14 protein-coding genes and 2 other annotated features are annotated in these 18,356 nt (G+C 37.2%); of the genes, 2 read left to right on the top strand and 12 right to left on the bottom strand.

The genetic code is table 11. The features are described 5' to 3' along the window. Nucleotides 1-202: 202 nt before the first annotated feature. From glsA to AB5M32_RS00625, 5 genes are all read right to left on the bottom strand, one after another. Complete coding sequence (gene glsA / locus AB5M32_RS00645) at nucleotides 203-1,129, bottom strand: glutaminase A (RefSeq protein ID WP_010738321.1); 927 nt, start codon at nucleotides 1,127-1,129, stop codon at nucleotides 203-205. 22 nt (nucleotides 1,130-1,151) lie between these two features. Continuing rightward, nucleotides 1,152-2,582 carry an amino acid permease gene (locus AB5M32_RS00640; RefSeq protein WP_010738322.1) on the bottom strand — a complete coding sequence of 477 codons (1,431 nt, stop codon included), beginning with the start codon at nucleotides 2,580-2,582 and terminating at the stop codon, nucleotides 1,152-1,154. Nucleotides 2,583-2,611: 29 nt separating this feature from the next. Then, nucleotides 2,612-3,820 carry an ammonium transporter gene (locus tag AB5M32_RS00635; protein ID WP_178286674.1) on the bottom strand — a complete coding sequence of 403 codons (1,209 nt, stop codon included), beginning with the start codon at nucleotides 3,818-3,820 and terminating at the stop codon, nucleotides 2,612-2,614. Nucleotides 3,821-4,223: 403 nt separating this feature from the next. Continuing rightward, nucleotides 4,224-4,817, bottom strand: coding sequence for a YitT family protein (locus tag AB5M32_RS00630; protein ID WP_010719897.1), 594 nt, complete (start codon nucleotides 4,815-4,817; stop codon nucleotides 4,224-4,226). A 270-nt stretch (nucleotides 4,818-5,087) separates the two neighbouring features. After that, nucleotides 5,088-5,975, bottom strand: a complete 888-nt coding sequence (locus AB5M32_RS00625; protein ID WP_010738325.1) for a hypothetical protein — start codon at nucleotides 5,973-5,975, stop codon at nucleotides 5,088-5,090. Between the two features lie 348 nt (nucleotides 5,976-6,323). On the opposite strand from AB5M32_RS00625, the gene AB5M32_RS00620 reads away from it, so the two are divergent. Then, nucleotides 6,324-7,661, top strand: coding sequence for an amino acid permease (locus AB5M32_RS00620; RefSeq protein ID WP_010719900.1), 1,338 nt, complete (start codon nucleotides 6,324-6,326; stop codon nucleotides 7,659-7,661). A gap of 131 nt (nucleotides 7,662-7,792) precedes the next feature. Next, nucleotides 7,793-8,236 (top strand): DUF305 domain-containing protein, encoded by a 444-nt coding sequence (locus AB5M32_RS00615; protein WP_034699754.1) that lies wholly within the window; start codon nucleotides 7,793-7,795, stop codon nucleotides 8,234-8,236. Between the two features lie 69 nt (nucleotides 8,237-8,305). Here AB5M32_RS00615 and nhaC read toward each other — a convergent pair whose 3' ends face one another. The 7 genes from nhaC to mgtA all read right to left on the bottom strand — a co-directional run bounded on the left by nhaC (nucleotide 8,306) and on the right by mgtA (nucleotide 18,292). Continuing rightward, the gene (nhaC, locus tag AB5M32_RS00610) at nucleotides 8,306-9,718 is read right to left on the bottom strand and encodes a Na+/H+ antiporter NhaC (RefSeq protein ID WP_368024230.1); all 1,413 of its coding nucleotides are present in this window, start codon (nucleotides 9,716-9,718) and stop codon (nucleotides 8,306-8,308) included. 372 nt (nucleotides 9,719-10,090) lie between these two features. Further along, the gene (locus tag AB5M32_RS00605; RefSeq protein WP_368024229.1) at nucleotides 10,091-11,326 is read right to left on the bottom strand and encodes a M20 family metallopeptidase; all 1,236 of its coding nucleotides are present in this window, start codon (nucleotides 11,324-11,326) and stop codon (nucleotides 10,091-10,093) included. A 74-nt stretch (nucleotides 11,327-11,400) separates the two neighbouring features. Beyond that, on the bottom strand, nucleotides 11,401-12,237 hold the full coding sequence (locus AB5M32_RS00600) for a MetQ/NlpA family ABC transporter substrate-binding protein (RefSeq protein ID WP_178286677.1): 837 nt from the start codon (nucleotides 12,235-12,237) through the stop codon (nucleotides 11,401-11,403). Nucleotides 12,238-12,250: 13 nt separating this feature from the next. Beyond that, entirely contained in the window at nucleotides 12,251-12,931 is a 681-nt protein-coding gene (locus AB5M32_RS00595) for a methionine ABC transporter permease (protein WP_368024228.1), read from the bottom strand. A gap of 1 nt (nucleotide 12,932) precedes the next feature. After that, complete coding sequence (locus AB5M32_RS00590) at nucleotides 12,933-14,006, bottom strand: methionine ABC transporter ATP-binding protein (protein ID WP_178286681.1); 1,074 nt, start codon at nucleotides 14,004-14,006, stop codon at nucleotides 12,933-12,935. A gap of 62 nt (nucleotides 14,007-14,068) precedes the next feature. After that, nucleotides 14,069-14,306: a binding site (T-box leader), on the bottom strand. Nucleotides 14,307-14,344: 38 nt separating this feature from the next. Beyond that, nucleotides 14,345-14,580: a binding site (T-box leader), on the bottom strand. Between the two features lie 77 nt (nucleotides 14,581-14,657). Further along, nucleotides 14,658-15,329, bottom strand: coding sequence for an HAD family phosphatase (locus tag AB5M32_RS00585; RefSeq protein ID WP_178286683.1), 672 nt, complete (start codon nucleotides 15,327-15,329; stop codon nucleotides 14,658-14,660). Between the two features lie 314 nt (nucleotides 15,330-15,643). After that, a complete protein-coding gene (gene mgtA / locus AB5M32_RS00580) occupies nucleotides 15,644-18,292 on the bottom strand; it encodes a magnesium-translocating P-type ATPase (RefSeq protein WP_178286685.1) in 2,649 nt (882 codons plus the stop codon). Nucleotides 18,293-18,356 lie beyond the last annotated feature (64 nt).

The raw sequence follows: 18,356 nt of genomic DNA, 5'->3' as shown, positions 1-18,356 counted from the left end.
TTTTTTTATTTCCTTAAAAGGAAAACGTTTACAAAAACAAAATAAAAAAGTCTGAGCTGGGAAAAAGCTTCTTCCCAGCCCGAACAAACCAATCATTAACTATAAATAAATGACAGTGAAGCATTTTTTGCATCGAGTAAAAAAGATTCAACTAAGGAGGAATCTGTCTTTCATCATTCTGCTTAATACTTTCTCGCTAATTTTAGTCAAAAATATCAACATCGAGTTTTTCGACAACATCTTTTAAAAGTTGGATTCCAGCTGCGCTATTACCAAAAGCATCTAATGCTGGGCTGAAAACACCCATGCCATAATAATTAGGAACAGCTACCATTAGGCCCCCACCGACACCACTTTTAGCTGGAACACCGACATGAACAGAAAATTCCCCTGATTCATCGTACAATCCTGCAGTTGTCATAATTGATTTGACAATCGTTGCGCTTTCTTCTGTAATGATTTGTTGTCCACTCCAAGGAGCAATACCTTTATTCGCTAAGACAGCGCCTAACTTGGCAATCCCTTTAGCAGTCACATTTACTGAACATTGTTTAAAATACACATCGAGGATTTCTGATACATCTCCGTCGATCATTTGATTACCTTTCATGTAATAAGCCAAGGAGCGATTAATATCCCCAGTTCTTGATTCAGAATGATAAATTTCTTCGTTCAATGTAATTTGAGGATCATCACAAATTTCTTTCATAAAAGCTAAAATACGATTGAATTTGTCCTCTGGATCTTTTCCGGCAATCAAAGAAGTGGTTGCAATCGCACCAGCATTCACAAATGGATTCATTGGATGATGACGATGATTGAGTTCCATATTCAAAATCGAGTTAAAAGCAAAACCTGTTGGTTCTGTATTGATCGTTTGAAAGACTTTATCGATGCCATTATCTTGGATGGCTAATAATAATACGGGTACTTTTGACATGCTTTCAATCGCAAAACGAACTTGCGAATCACCCGCTTCGATTAATTGATTTTTCTTCAAATCATAAATTGCCATTCCTAATTGTTCCGGATTTACTTGCGCAAGCGCTGGGATATAATCTGCTACATGTCCTGTTTGATAGTAGTGGAAATTTTTCCCAATCAATTGTTCTAATTCTTTGACATCCATTTTAATAACCAGCTTTCAATTTTTATTTATTATTTGCATGTTGAAATTTATGACGACATGCATAAATCGTAAAAGGAATAACTGCAACAATGAGATATGAAATGACTAAAATCGTTTCATAGATTCCATGTTGGCCTGCAGCAATACTTGAAGGTGGTACAAAAGAAATACAAAAAGCAAATAGTGAAGTCAATAATCCTAAACAAGCGACAATGGTTTTGACAACTTTTCCACCTGGCACTTGATAAGCCCGTTCTAATGAATCATCTTTGTAAACTAATTTTAAATAGCCAATAAAAAACATAAAATACAGCATCAAATAGATAACTACTGTTAGTGACATAGCTGCAAGGAACGATAAATTATTTCCGCCACCACTTAATGTAAAGACAGTTGCCCAAATGGATGCAACGATCCCATTAGCAATCATTAAGTTTGCCGGTACACCATAAGCATTTTCTTTCGCAAAATGTGCGGGTAATAAACCTTCTTCGGCAGCCACATGTAAGGCTTTAGATGGTGAAGTGACCCATGATGCAATTTCTCCAATAACCCCTAAGCACACTAAGATAGCAAGAATTTTTGCAATCCAAGCAAGACTGGGATCAATGTGTCGCAATAAAAATTCAAGAGATTGAATAACCCCTGTATTGAGTGATAATCCTTGTTGAGGAACAGTTGTTGCCACTGTCAATCCACCAAATGTATCCAAAATAATCGCTAATATAACTAATACGAACATCGCTAGTGGATAATTCTTTTTAGGATTTTCCATTTCATTTGCATGACTAGCAGAAGTTTCTACCCCCATATACGCTAAAATAAATGAAACAAAAACGACTAATGTTGGTAATTTTGAAAAATCAGGTATCAATGTTTTCATTGATAGTGTCGTTTGTAAGGGTGCGCCAGAAGCCACATAGTGGATACCTAATCCGAATAGAACTAGTGCTGGTAACAAGATCCCTGCAATAAACCCGATCCGAGCAATCAATGAAGTATATTTTGTCCCTCTTAATTGAGACAATAAAATAGCCCAAAAAATAATTAAAAGAATCGCTAATTTCAAAAACTTATTATTTTGGATAGCAGAGATTCCTGTTGCATAAGATAATGCTCCTGTCAGGAAATACAGCATCGTTAAGTAACCAACTGTGATTTCAAACCATTGGAAAAAGATAGCAGCAAATCCAAATCTTTTACCTAGCGTGCGACTTACCCAAGTGTAGACACCGCCTTTTTCCCAGCCTTTAACAGTTGCCATTTCAGCCGCGCATAATGCTACCGGAATAAACCATAACAAACCGCCTAACAACAGGAAGAAAACCAAACTAAAGCCCGATGTCGCAAATGTTGGGTACTCATAAAGTGAAACAACCATTGAGATCGTCATGGCTAAAAAGCCAAAAAATGTTAATTTCTTCGCAGGAATTTTCGCTTTGCTTTCTTGCATGAAACTTCCTCTTTTCTACTATATTTAATTTATTTATTTTCAAAAAACGTGAAATCTAATCCTTCTTCTTGTTCTTCTTTCGTCGTCGTGATGATCGTTAGACACATGATGCTCTTTAAGATACCTGCTGTGAGCGCATAAGCGTATAAGGCAACTAGACAAACACCGATGATTTGAACACCTAATAGGAACCAGCTGTGTGAATCAGAGAGCAAATGAGCATTTGTAGCAAAAAGCCCAATTAAGATGGTTCCAGTAAAACCACCCATGCCATGTACACCCCATACATCAAGTGCATCATCCCAATTTTTCTTCTTACGAAATGCAACAGCATACTGACAAACAATTCCGGCAATGATTCCGATGATGATGGCACTTCTTGGATTGATATAGCCTGCACACGGTGTAACTGTTGCAAGTCCAGCGACAGAACCAGTTAAAATGTCGACAAAATCAAAACCATTCCCTCTGATTTTCGCTAAGATCAACCACGTCATCATCGCAAATGCCAACGCAACAAAAGTTGAACCAAAAGCATTGACCGCTTGGTAATCTGCTCGGAGTGCCCCTCCAGCATTAAATCCAAACCAACCAAACCAAAGAAGACCTGTTCCAATAGCTGCTGCCATCAAACTACTATGTCCTGATCGTTCAGAAGTAGGGATCTTTCTTTGTCCAAGTGTCAAAATACATGCCAGCGAGCCGAAACCTGCAGTTGTATGGATGACAGCACCACCAGCAAAATCTCGGAAGCCTAATTGTGCTAAAAATCCGCCTCCCCATATCCAGTGACAAACAGGGAAATAAATCAGAAGATTCCAAAAAATCAAAAGCAAAACATAACCTTTAAGATTCAATCTTCCAGCAAAGGCCCCCGTCATCAATGGAACGGTGATTACGATGAACATCAATTGATATAAAAAGAACATCAAAAAAGGAATCGTTGCTCCATGTAATAAATTAGGTGCGTTAGAGACATGCTTCATTAAAAAAAAGTCAGCTGGATTACCAATTAGTCCACCGATATCTCTACCGAAAGCTAATCCAAAACCACCAAATATCCACATCAAAGTTGTTATTCCTACTGAAAGAAACGACTGTGCCATAATGGTTGTGATGTTATTTTTCCGTGCCAGCCCGCCATAAAAAAATGCCAAGCCAGGAGTCATCAAGCAAACCATTGCGGTACATAAAATCATAAATGCTGTATCACCTGTATTGATAGGTAAATGATTCATTCGTTTTCACCTCTTTTCTATGGTTTGAGTATAAGAAATTTTAACATCTGTTTTTTGTTTATCTTTTTGCGTTTTGTATCGTCAAATCCGAAATAAACTAAAATATTGGTCTAATTACTTCTTAAAAGTCTTACCTTATTTAATATGTATCCGTTTTTTTAATCACTTTATCTAGCTGTCTGATGGATTTCCAGAGAAAATTCGCACAAAAATAATGCTGTTTTTTGTTTTTTTATTTTGTTATCGTTCAACTTTTTGAACAAAAATAAACTTTCTCTTTATTTTTTTCATTAAACTGAATCATTAGTAAACAAAACAAAAAAGAGTCTGGATATCAATCCGACTCTTTCTATGTAATACATATAAATATGATGTTCGATTTGCACAGAATTGCTTCACACGTTTAAACTCTATTCAATTGCTTTAGTGTTAATCCAAAGATTGGTCCAATCGCTAGTACACATAGAAGTGTTCCGATACCAATAGGGGCACCTAATAATACGCCTACAACGACCATTAGTGCATCTAAACCGATCCGAATAAAAGTTAAACTGAATCCCGTAAATTTATAAAGCAATTGAGTCAGTGCTTCTAGTGCGGCAGATCCTTTATTTGAAGAAACATATAATCCCGCTCCAACCCCAAATAAAATAGGAGCTAAAAGAACTGCCATGATCGAATAGCCAGTCATGTTAACTGAAAGTTTATTTAGCCATGGTTCAATCTGTCCAATCAGTAATCCCAATCCAAAACCATTGATTAAACTACCGATCCCTAATTCTTTTCGATTGAAGATAGCAACGATTCCTAACACTACTGCATTAAACAACAAACTAGCTACCCAAAAGGGAATATCGATCAACGTCAACATTCCTAATAAAAAAACACTGATCGTATCTGCGCCTTTATGTGCAGTGATCAATAATGTGATCGCTAATGCAATCATACTTGTCCCTAAAATCACTTGTATTATTTTTTTTCGTTCTAATCTATTCATTTTTCCTCCATCAAACCAAAAGATCCGCTTGTTTAACGATCAGATATTAAACAAATGACGATACATTTATCATATCTGATACGCCAACTAAACCTATGGAGCCTATTTTACTATTAAATAGGAAGAAATAACTATCAACTATTACGGCTACCACTGAAATAATTAACGTAAAAGGAAGCGATTTATCTGGTATAATGAGAAAAGGTTTACATCGTTAAAAGAACGAATGTTTTTCTAAAAAATTTTTCCAGCTTTTTCACCCATACATTCTTAATCTTCTTTATGATACTCATATTTTTCAAAGTCTACTTTATCTAGCCATAAGAACCTTTGAGCCCAATTATTGACATCAAAAAAGTTTAAAATGTTCGGATCAACTGGCTGAAAAGGTGAATGCAGGAATTCCGGCAATTCATCCAAATTTCGTTCCTGAAGTAAAAAGATATTTTGAGGATTATAAAAATAGTAGCTTTTAATTGCTTCATTGTCAGTCACTAACTTTTTCTCAAAAAAACTAGATTCAAAAGTTCGTAAAGTGACTCCTTTTTGTCCTGCTCTCATGAGTTCTAAAATTCCTTGTGATTGTGCGGTCAATGCTAAATAATCTGCGTAAGAAAGATAATTCGCCTGCTCATTTCCTCGTGAAGGTAAAATATAATAATTGGTTGTAAGTCCACGCTGTTCAAATTCCTTGCGATAGCTCTCTGCTAGCTCCTTACGACCATTATCAGTGGCACCAAAAAACAAATCAGAAGTGACTTCCACCTGAGGAATCTTCATCTTTTTAGAATAAAATGAACTATTGTGGCGTAATCCAAGTTTTTGCGCCTCTATCCGGTCAAAATGGTATATTTCATCGACGGCCGATTCGTTTTGTGCTTGTTGAAGCATTCGAAAGTGTTCCTCTTCTTTCAAATGATTCCAAAAGTATAAAACGATTTTAGCTGTTGTATAAGGGCGGATCTTCGCAGCTATTTCCGTTTCGAATCCATAATCTAAAAAAACGATCAATTCATATTCTTTCAATTTGGGGTGGAAAAAATTAAAATACACTGGATCTAATAAATCTTTTCCCGAAATGACATCTAATGAATCAATCGAGGGTAAAAAATACAACGCTTTATCTTTTGCAACCAATAAGATAGGCAATTTTGACATTCTGGTTTCCTCACTTTCCTATGACCATTATGGTTCATTTGATTAATTCAATAGTAACATGAAAATTAGTGATTTTTTGCTATCATAATTTCTTCCCTTAGGAAAAGACAAACAAAACGCTCTCTTATTAGGGTTTGCTCCTACTATCAAGTTTTACGCTTACATAGGAAATTTATGACAAACATATGATGTTTTCATTAAAGTAGAAATTTTTATTTACAGAATTGTTGAAATTGTCAGATAATTTGCTATGATATAAAAAGTTATTTTTCTACTTAATATAGTTATCAATCATTTGACTACGATTGTTTCGTCGTCAATAGTTTAGTCTTAGAAAAGGGGTTGCTTATGGAGAAAACTGAAACAAACAAACTAAAAAAACAACTAAGTTCCAGACACATCACGATGCTAGCACTGGGGGGTGCTATTGGTGCGGGACTATTTAAAGGAAGTGGCGAAGCTATTGGGATTGCCGGTCCTGGTGTCTTGATTGCTTTTTTGATTGGTGGGGCTGTTTTATTCATCGTAATGAATGGTCTTGGTAAATTAGTTTTAGATGACGGGGATACCCAGCATGGATTATCGGGGCTTGTTCGACCTTTTTTAGGTGCCCATTCTGCTGACTTTATCGACTGGGTTTACTATTCATTATGGACGATCAATATTATTGCCGAAGCTGTAGCGGCAGCATCCTTCTTACAATTATGGTTTCCAACGATTCCACCTTGGACCTTTGTCTTAATTCTAGCCGTGTTGACAACGTTGATTAATTTATATTCTGTGCGGTTATTTGCTGAAACTGAGTATTGGTTGGCATTTGCTAAAATCAGCGTAATCATATTGTTGATTATTTTCGGGATATACCTAGTAGGTCATCAAATGTTTGACATTGGGGTCTTTCCTACACTAAACAGTATTACGGATCATGGTGGCTTTGCCCCTCATGGTATGAAAGGAATCGTCAACTCGTTACTCGTAGTTATTTATTCTTATGGTGGTTCAGAATTGATTGCGATCACAGTAAGTGAAGCAGACAATCCCAAAAAAGCGATTCCTAAGGCAATTCGTGGAGTAATGGGACGAATCATTTCATTTTATATCATTCCATTGTTCTTGTTGTTAATCATTTTCCCTTGGGATACCTTGGCAAACTCATCTGCTAGCCCATTTGTGATGGTATTTGAAAAAATGCATATTCCATTTGCCGCTGATCTTGTAAACTTTGTGATCATCTTAGCGCTCTTTTCTTCCATCAACTCAGGTGTATATGCTTCTTCACGTTTGCTGTATTTCCGTTTAAAAGACAAAAAAGGTGCAGCAAAAAAACTATCTGTTTTGAATAAACACCATGTTCCACAACGTTCCGTATTATTTTGCGCAAGTGTTTTATATTTAGGCGTTGTTCTTTCTTACTTTGTTGGTGACAAACTATTTGGCTATTTGGCTGGTTCTCTTTCCTACACTGTCTTAGTCATCTGGCTTATGATCAGTATTGCAGCCTTTATCCTTGCATTAAAGAAAGGTTCTCTTTTTGAAAAAGGGGTAAACTTATTAGCAATCGTAGTTTTAGGATTGATCTTTGTGGGAATCTTCTTCACTAATTCAATTGGTGTGACATTATTGACTGCCCTTCTTTACTTGGTGATTTTCTTTAGCTACCGCAAGAAAAATGATATCTTTGCTTAATAGCCCTATAAATAGCTTGAGTTCCTTAAGCTAAAAACAAGCAACTAAGTTGTACCAAACAATTTAGTTGCTTGTTTTTTTGTAAGCTGAGAAGATAAAAGTTGGGGAAAAAATAAAAGGAGTGTTTTTAAATGAAAAAGTATTGGAAATTTTTATTAATGATTGGGGTATCGACCGTCATCATGTTTGGTATGATGTATTTGAATGTCTACTCGATCGATCATCTTTTCTTTAGTCGTACACGGGTGTTCATGGCATTGATGATGGGCGCTGTAATGGCGATCATCATGCTCTTATTTATGTGGAAAATGTATGAGAATAAAACATTGAACAAAATCATTTTAGGGGTAAGTGTCTTAGTATTTGCCGGTTCTTTGTTTATGGTCCGTAGTCAAACAACAGTCAGTGATGTCGCTTGGATGAAAGCCATGATCCCTCATCATTCGATTGCTATTTTAACCAGTAAACGTGCCAATTTGAAAGATCCTGAAGTCAAGAAATTAGCAAACGACATCATCGAAGCGCAAGAAAAAGAAATCGAACAAATGAAGAAGTTGATTGAAGAACAAAAATAAGTATATCGTAAAAAAACGCCCGAAACATTGCTGTTTTGAGCGTTTTTTTGATTCAAATATTCCGAGAGTTTATTCGTTTGTATCGATACCAAGCGTTCCATTCGGCTTTTCGTCTATTTTTTCGATCCCTAATCCAGTAAAGGCGCTAACCATTGAAAAAACTGGTGAGAGTAAACTGAAAAAGACAAATGGTAAGTATGTGAGGGTTGGAATCCCAAAGGTACTAGCTACAAAGCTGCCCGCAATTCCCCAAGGTACAAGGTAATTGATCACTGTGCCACCATCTTCTAACGTTCTACCTAAAACAGTTGGGTCAAACCCAGCTTTCTGGTAAGTCTCTTTGAACGCATTCCCAGGTAAGATAACTGATAAAAATTGTTCTCCAATAAAGAGATTGACACCAATACTTGTCATCAATGTGGTGAAAATCAATTTTGGTGTATTGGTCATTTTCTTAGAAACGACATCCATAACAGTTGAAATCAAACCGAATTCAATGAGTAATCCACCAAGTGATAATGTTAAAATGATCAAAGAAACAGTTGGCATCATACTTTCGATCCCACCACGACTAAGTAATGAATCAATTTGTTGATTGCCAGTAGTTGCAACGAATCCAGATTCAATCACTGTCGCTAAACTACTAAGAGAGGTTTGCGGATTCTGAATAAAGATCATCCCCACCGCCACAGCTATATTTAACAGAATAGTCAAGATAGCTGGTACTTTTTTCCAAGCACATAATAACATTAAGAACAAGGGAATCAACGACCAAAAAGAAATTGTAAAGTTTGCTTCCAGGATATCAGTGACTTCTCGGATAGCCGTTAGACTAGTTTCTCTATTTGTGTGTCCAAGAACCATGAACAAAAAGAAGGAAACGACAAAAGCTGGAACCGTAGACCACATCATATGTTTGATGTGCTTGAATAGATCGGCATCAACGATTGCTGCGGCTAGATTGGTTGACTCTGACAAAGGAGACATTTTATCTCCAAAAACAGCACCTGAAACAATTGATCCCACGACTAACGCTGGATTAATTCCTAATGTCGTACCAATACCGAAAAATGCGATCCCAATCGTTGACATGACAGTAAAAGCACTCCCTACTGCACTACCGACGATAGCACAAACAACAAATACAGAAAGAACAAACCACTTGACACTTATCAATTTAAAACCAATAACCATAAGTGTCGGGATAATTCCTGCTTGGATCCACACCGCAATCAGTGCGCCGACTAATATAAAGATAAAAATCGGAATGATTCCCGGTTTGATTCCATTGATAATTCCTTCATGTAACCACTCTGTTGGGTATCTTTTCACTACAGCGTAAAGCATGATCATTCCAATTGCTGCTAAGATCGTAATGTTTGGTGATAATTTTAATCCGACAACCCCAATTGCTATACTTGCCACAATCACCAATAAGACAAATACAGCTTCTTTAAAACTCGGTTTTCCTTTTTTCTTCATAATCATTCTCCTTTTTTAGTTAATCGAAGTACTAAAAAAGAATAGATATCGAATGACTCCGCCACAATTCATGGGCATTTCCCCCTCTAATCAAACAAAAAGAACTATTTTCAACTAAGGACGAATGACTCCGCGGTACCACCTTAATTAAAAACAGTTCTGTTTTTCACTTTGATTTAACTATTTAGTTTTTATTCCTTTTCATGTAATTCGACATTTCGGCTTGATCGGTTCGCAGCTACCACCGACTTTCTGAACAAAACACCTGAAACGCTACTATGTGAAAAGTTGACTTTCATGAAGTTTACCTTCTGCGAGATTTTTTGTCAATACAAAATGACTATTTTTTTCAAATCATAAATCATTATTTATTTAAAAAGTCGAACCAGTTAACTGACTTTTTTCTAAAAGTTGTTGGTGTTCTTCCTGAATCTTTGTCAATAAAGCTGGTTGTTCTAATAAATCTAAAGCGGTAGCCGCTAATAGTTCTGCTGCAATGGCGATCGATGCCAACCCTTTTTCACTTTTTGCGGCTGCTTTAAACTCTTCCGAATGTCCAGCGATATACTCATCTGAAATCGAAATAGTTGGTTGAATCGTCGGAATCGCTTGACTGACATTCCCTACATCAGAGGACCCTAAGCTGGTCTTTTCTGTTACATCGATTTCCGTTTCTGGAACTCCAGCTGCTTTTGCATGTGTAAAAAACAACTCATCGAAAGAAGGTGTCGGAATCATATGATCTACCGCATTTTGAAACAAACCAAATTCATAGCTTGTGCCCGTACTTAACGCAGCCCCTTTCACGATTTGTTCCACTTTTTTAAAGACTATATCTAATGTTTGGCGATTGCCAGCACGTAAATAAAAACGTCCTGCAGCATATTCAGGGATGACGTTAGCAGCAACTCCGCCGTTAGTGATGATCCCATGGATATTGACATCTTTAGGTAATTGTAATCGTAGTGCGTTGATACCATTAAAAACTTGGATCAGTGCTTCTAATGCGTTTACTCCCTTTTCGGGTGCTGCAGCAGCGTGAGAAGCAACTCCATAAAATTTGATATCAACTGGATCATTAGCTAGCGATTCGGTTGTTTTTCCGTAACGGTAAGCTGGATGAGCACATAAAGCAGCCGCCACATCGTCAAATAATCCCTCACGAACAAAGCTCCCTTTCGCTGAACCATTCTCTCCTCCTTCTTCCCCTGGTGTTCCATACACTCGGATCTCACCACCAATTTCGTCAATTTGTTTCTTAATGATACTCGCGGCTAATACGGAATACGTTCCAAAAAGATTATGTCCACACGCATGTCCAATTCCAGGAAGTGCATCAAATTCAGCTAAAAATGCAATCGTCGGACCTGGTTTATCTGAGCGATAGCTAGCAGCAAATCCTGTACGGTGTCCAGCGACCTCCTTTTCAACTGTAAAGCCTTCTTTTTCTAACTGGCGAATCAATGCAGCAGATGAATAAAATTCGTAATTGCTCACTTCTGGATGTTGATGGATATCCAAGGCAAGTGCTTGATATTCTGGTAATCTTTCTTGGATCGCTTCTTTCAATAAACTGGATCGATTCGTTGAAATAGTTGATGTAGTCATAAAAAAATTCCTCCTTGTATGCTGGCTTCCGATAAAAATTTCTAGTTAATTTGAGCTGTACTTTCTGATGATGCTCATTTACGACCAAAGGTTTTCCATGCTGGAACACTCGAACCTTTTGACGTTTCTTCAATGACTTTAGCAGTTGCTTCAGTTTGATAAGTATCAACGATTTTTTGATACGTACGGTTTGTTTCATCTTCTTTTCGGGCAACAATGATGTTGACATAAGGGCGGGCACGATCATCCACTGGTTCTAAGAAAATTGCATCTTTCGTTGGTGTGAACCCTGCATCGACTGCTACCCCACTATTGATGACCGAAAGACTCACATCGTTTAGCGCACGTGCTGTTTGCGAAGCATCCAATTCTGTGAGCTTAAGTTTTTTATCGTTTTCTGTCACATCAGAAATCGTCGGAGTCTGTCCCTTCGATGGATCAACTTTGATCAGCCCCGCTGATTGAAGAAGAAGTAAAGCGCGTCCCCCATTGGTTACATCATTAGGGATGGCTACTTTTGCACCTTCTTTTACTTCCTCAATCTTTTTGATCGTATTGGAATAGATTCCTAATGGGGCATTTACGGTGTTTCCGATTGAAACTAGATTTGTGCCATGTTCTTCATTATAGTTATCTAAAAAGAACTGGTGTTGAAAGGCATTCAAATCAATTGAGCCATCATCTAAGGCCGCATTTGGTTGATTATAATCGGTAAACTTTACATATTCTAATTCAATATTCTCCTTTTTTAGACGTGCTTTTACATCGTCCCAAACATCTGTATCTTCACCAATCACCCCTAATTTGACAGTTGTTTCTTTTGTTTTTGTATCTGCCTTTCCTTGACTACAGCCTGCCAACCAAAATAATGCGACGAATGTCACTACAGCAAATCGAATCACTTTTTTCATTTTTTCTCCTCCATTAATGTGATATTTTTTTAATTAAAAAATTACTGATAAATTGACTTAAAAACACCAATACCAAAATCAATAATGTCGCAACAACCGTTACGTCTGTTTGAAATCGATTATAGCCCCGAGAAATAGCTAAATTTCCTAAACCACCAGCTCCTACAGCACCTGCCATTGCGGTTAAGCCAATAACATTGATGATCGTTAAAGCTGAGACACGAATGATACTAGGTAGTCCTTCCAGTAAATAAACACGAAAAATGATACCCAATGGACTCGTTCCCATTGCTTGTGCAGCTTCGATAACACCGGGATCAACTTCAAGCAAGGCATTTTCGATTTGTCGAGCAAAAAAAGGAACGATGCCGACAATCAAAGGAACTAGTGCTGCCGTTGCTCCAATTGTTGTTCCGACAATAAAACGAGTCGTCAATGCAAGTAAAGAGAGTAAAATGATAAATGGAATGGATCGTACGATATTGATCACCTTATCAAAAAGTTCAAAACATAAGCGGTTTTCAATTAATCCTTTAGGGCGGGTAACGACTAAAACCACCCCTAATATAATGCCCAAGATTCCCCCAATCAAAGCAGACCAGAAAGTCATATATAGTGTTTGCTTTGTCGCTTCAATGAATTCATCTGGGATCAAATAAACATTTGGCAGATAGCTTTTGAGCCATTCGTTCATCTTAAACGCCTCCTTCAACGAGTTTGATTCTTTCTTGTGTTTCATGTTTTTGTAAGAGATTGACTTTGATACCTAATTGGATCAAATAATCTAGAGCTTTTTGTTTTTGAATGCTATCTCCCGCTAAAGTTACCACCAAGCTACCTATCGGTGTTTCTTGCAGCCATTCGATATTGCCATAAAGAATGTTTGCTGTTACTTGGTATTTGCTATACAACTGGGCAATCAATGGTTCATTCGTTTGGCTCCCCACATAACTCAGTTCAACTAGCCATTTATCCGTAAGCTCTTCTGCAAAGCCTTGCTGTCCAGTAATCTTTTCCAATGCTTGATCTAAGTGAGTCGCTGTACGTATAAAATCTTTCGTTAGTTCTTCTTTTGGATGACTAAAAATTTGAACACTACTTCCACTTTCGATAATTCGTCCAGCTTCCATCACCGCCACTTTATTACAAATTTCTTTCACTACTTGCATTTCGTGGGTGATCAAGACGATCGTTAATCCTAATTGGCGATTTAATTTTTTGAGCAGAGCTAGAATTTGATGAGTCGTTTTTGGGTCAAGGGCACTCGTCGCTTCATCACAAAGCAATATTTTGGGATCATTTGCTAAAGCTCTCGCAATCGCTACTCGTTGTTTCTGTCCACCAGATAATTGGCTGGGATAGGCAGAAGCTTTTTCCTTTAACCCTACTAAATCCAGTAAGTCACTTACTTTCTGACGACGTTCCTGTTTTGATTTCCCAGTATACTTTAAGGAGAAATCAACGTTATCAAAAATTGTGCGACTTTCCATTAAGTTGAAATGTTGAAAAATCATACCAATCATTTTCCGTTCTTTTCTTAATTCTCTTGGTGTGAGATCACTTAAATTCGTCTGTTGGATGATTACTTCCCCCTTCGTTGGTTTCTGTAAGAAATTCATCACACGAACTAATGTGCTTTTTCCTGCCCCAGAATAGCCCACAATGCCATAGATATCTCCTTGGGACACCGATAAATTCACTTCATTGACAGCTGGAATGTTTTTTCCTTTTTGTTCAAAATGGACACTGATATTTTTTAACTCAATCATTCGTTCTCCTCCTTGTTGTATAATAAAAAAGGCATCCTCAAGAAAATGAACTCAATCATTTCCTTGAGGACGCCTTTTTGCGTGTTACCACCTCATATTCAAGCCACATTCACATGTCGCTCCTCTTCAAGTACAAACATACTCTAGCGAGATACCGGTCGCAGCCGTTACCGCCTCACAAAATGCTTGGGGTAAAATGCTCAGTAGCCATTTTCCAATCGTTCCTCTTTGCTTCTTCTCAGCTCCCGAAGCTCTCTGTTAAAAGATTTCCAACTGTACTTACTACATCATTGCAAAAAAATATATAAAAAAATCCTCTTACCAACAAAAAATGTTAGTAAAAGGACGACGAATCGTGGTACCACCTTTATTCGGAAGTTTCCTTCCCTCTAGCCAACGTCTCATTCCTGAGAGATTGGGGTTCAGTTTAACGGTTGAACGACGACCGAATTTATCTACTTATCGACAAATTATTCTCCAAGGCCATTTTCAACTTTGCGGATTTGACTCTTTTCACCAAACAGAGCCTCTCTAAGAAATCGTTCAAGTTTACTTTCCTTATCAACGAATATACTTATTTAGTTGTTGCGAATAATTTACCGTACTCATAATTAAAAGTCAAGGAAGAAGTTTACAAAAAAAATGATTGAATTATTTTGTTGTTTTTTTATCTAACATTTCAATAACAGTTCGTAAGTCGTTTCCTTCAGCAAGTAAATTTAATTTTTCTTTTTCTTCTGCTGTATAATTTCGTTCAAAACTAGTATCTGGAATTAAAACAACGCCCATCCCAGCTCGGGAAGCAGAAGTAGCTCCAACTAAAGAATCTTCCACTGCAAATGCTTCTGAAGCAACTAATTTTGTTCTTTCTAAAGCGGTTAAGTAAGGAACAGGTGAAGGCTTGTTTTCACTTACTTCATCACCGAATGTCATCGTATCAAAATAATTAGCCAAATCAAATTGGGCTAAGATATCAGTCGCTCTTTTAGTAATTGTCGTTGTCGCTAATCCAAGTCGTAAGTCACGTTTTTTTAATTCAGCTAAAACTTCTTTCGCATAGGGTTTTAATTGTATCCCACCGTTATGAAGCTGTTGATAAAAATATTCTTCACGCTTAGCACGAACTTCTTGAACTTTTTCAGGGCTTCCAGCTGCTTTCACTAAAATGTCAAAACTTTGCTTCCAGTTTTTACCTCCCCAAGCATCTACTACTTCTTTGGGAATCGCTAAATCATACTGTTGGAATCCCCATAACCAACCATCACGATAGGTTTTCTCCGTGTCAACTAATAGTCCATCTAAATCAAATATTGCGCCTTTCATTTTTCACTATTCCTTTCAGAAAACAATATCCATAGTTTAGCATGTTTCATTGTTATTTGCACAGAACGAATCATATTTTCCTTTCATAATAAAATGAAAGGTATAGAAAAAAATGAGCCCGAGGCACTTTTGAAGTGCCCCGAACTCATGATTAGAGGTGAGAACGGATGGGTAAACGGTGTTCATTCATCAACTCCTTGCAATAAGCCTGAATTTTTCAAAACATGAGAAACTGTTTCAAAAAATTCTTTCTTATTGTCTTCGGAGCTACCCGATGACTTCACAACCTCTTTTTAAATGGTATTCATCAACCATTACAATAGTTCGCCGAATTTTTTAATATAGAATTTTTTGACCATTGTCACTAATGTCAAGTAAGCTAAAATCGTTACGACTAACCAAGTCCAGTAAGTTCCTGGTAACGGCATCAAACCTAGTTCTGCACCAAAGCCTGTAAATGGCAGAATCGAACCTACAACGATTCCTAATGTCGTAATCGTAAACATCGCAAATGTCGCATTGCTTTGGATAAATGGAATCTTTGGTGTCCGTAGTGCGTGTAGGACTAATGTTTGTGACCATAATGATTCAACGAACCAACCTGCATGGAACAACGCAATAAATATGATCTTTTGTTGTGCATCTAATGTATGGAAATCTCCACCTACAACTGCTGGACAAATGATAAAGTACATCAATAAGTAGGTAGTGATATCAAAAATCGAACTCGTAGGTCCAAAATACACCATAAATTTCCCAATGCTTGATGCTTCCCATTTTTTAGGCTCATGTAGATATTCTTTATCCATTTTATCCCATGGAAGTGAGATACAAGACACATCGTAAATCAAATTCAAAAAGAGAATTTGCAGTGGCAACATTGGTAAGAATGGTAAGAATGTGCTGGCAACTAAGACAGAGAACATATTCCCAAAGTTTGAACTTGCAGTTGCCTTGATGTATTTCATGATGTTCCCAAATGTTTCTCGACCAGATAAAAGACCTCTTTCTAAAATCGTTAAATCTTTTTCTAGTAAGATCACATCGGCTGATTCTTTTGCGATATCTACTGCTGTATCAACCGAAATACCGATATCCGCTACTTTCATTGCCGGTGCATCATTGATACCATCACCTAAAAAGCCCACGGTATGGCCATTTTGACGTAAAGCTGTCGTTAAACGAGCCTTTTGTTGAGGATTCAATTTAACAAATACTTCATGATTTTCAGCAACTTGTGCTAATTCGCGATCATCCATTTCTGAAATCTTTTCGCCAGTGATCAATTCATTAATTTCCAGACCCACTTGACGACAAACCGAACGAGTGACTAATTCATTATCACCAGTTAAGACTTTGACTGCGACACCATGATCTTTCAATGCTTTTAGTGCTTGTTTCGTCGTTTCTTTTGGAGGATCAAGGAAAGCAAGGTATCCAATCAATACCATATCTGACTCATCTTTCACTGAAAATTCGCCAACTACGCTTGGGTTTGTTTTTTGGGCCACCCCGATTACACGTAGACCATCTTCATTTAAATCTCTCACTTTTGCAAGAACTGATTCTCTTTTTTCATTGGTTAATGGACTAACGATCCCATCAATATCGATGTAATTAGAGATACTCAACATCTCTTCGATCGCACCTTTGGTAATCATTTGTGTTTTACCTGCGGTGTCCTCTACAACGACACTCATCCGACGACGTTCAAAGTCAAATGGAATTTCATCCACTTTGCGGTAATTGATTTTATCGGTTGCTAACGTTTGTTTGGCTTCATCAATAATTGCTACATCCAACAGATTTTTTAATCCTGTTTGATAGTAACTATTTAAATACGCATGGCGTAAAACACGATCATCTTCTTTACCTGAACAATCCATGTGGTATTCTAAAATGATTTTATCTTGAGTCAATGTCCCAGTTTTATCCGTACATAACACGTCGATCGCACCAAAGTTTTGGATCGCATTCAAATTTTTGATGACCGTTCCTTTTTTCGCCATCACGCTAGCACCTTTAACTAAGTTCGTAGTAACAATCATTGGTAACATTTCAGGTGTAAGACCGACTGCTACAGATAAACCGAATAGAAAAGCTTCCAGCCAATCCCCTTTAGTCAACCCATTGATAACGATAACTGTTGGTGCCATTAAAGCCATGAATTTGATCAATAACATGGATGTTTTATGAATACCAATTTCGAAGCTTGATTTGATCGGTTTTTCAGAGAGCGTTTGAGCCACATGTCCAAATAATGTTTCATTACCAACAGATACAATAATACCTTCAGCACTCCCGCTGATAACGTTACTTCCCATAAAAGCCAAATTTTCATAACTAGTTTCACTCAAAGTCTCATCATCGTAAACAATCGCTTGCTTTTCGACAGGGTAACTTTCACCAGTTAAGGCAGCTTGTGAAATAAATAAATCTTTGGCTGACAACAGACGCATATCTGCAGGAATCATATCACCTGCTGATAATCGAACAAGGTCTCCACAAACGATTTCTTCCATTGGAATCTCAGTATAATCACCGTTACGTTTAACTGCTGCGGTTACTTTTACCAATGATTTTAATTTTTCTGCGGCTTGGTTAGAGCGAACAGATTGAACCAACGTCATCGTTCCACTGACGATGACCATCGTAAAGATGATAATTACTCCAAATAAATCTTTATCCCCAGGAGCGGCTAACACGTATTCTGTGATAAATGAAATCACTCCGAGTGCAATCAATACCAAGGTGAATGGTGTAATATAAGCTTTTAAAGCTTCTACAATAAAAGGTGTTTTCTTCCCATAAGAGATTGAATTTTCACCATATTTTTCTCTTGATTCTTCAATTTGTTCGTCTTTCATTCCTTGATCAGTCGAATGAAAGAAGTTCAATAATTCTTGTTTTGTCTTTCCTGCAAATGCAGCATACATTTTTTGTGTATCTCTCTTTTTTTCCATCTCATTTTTCTCCTTAGACCCAGTAAATATAAGCAACACTTATTTAAGCTGGGTTATTTTTAGT

The sequence above is a fragment of the Enterococcus sp. C57 genome (assembly GCF_040887305.1).
GTDB classification, from domain to species: Bacteria; Bacillota; Bacilli; order Lactobacillales; family Enterococcaceae; genus Enterococcus_B; species Enterococcus_B hirae.
This window is presented reverse-complemented; position numbering and strand designations above follow the sequence as displayed.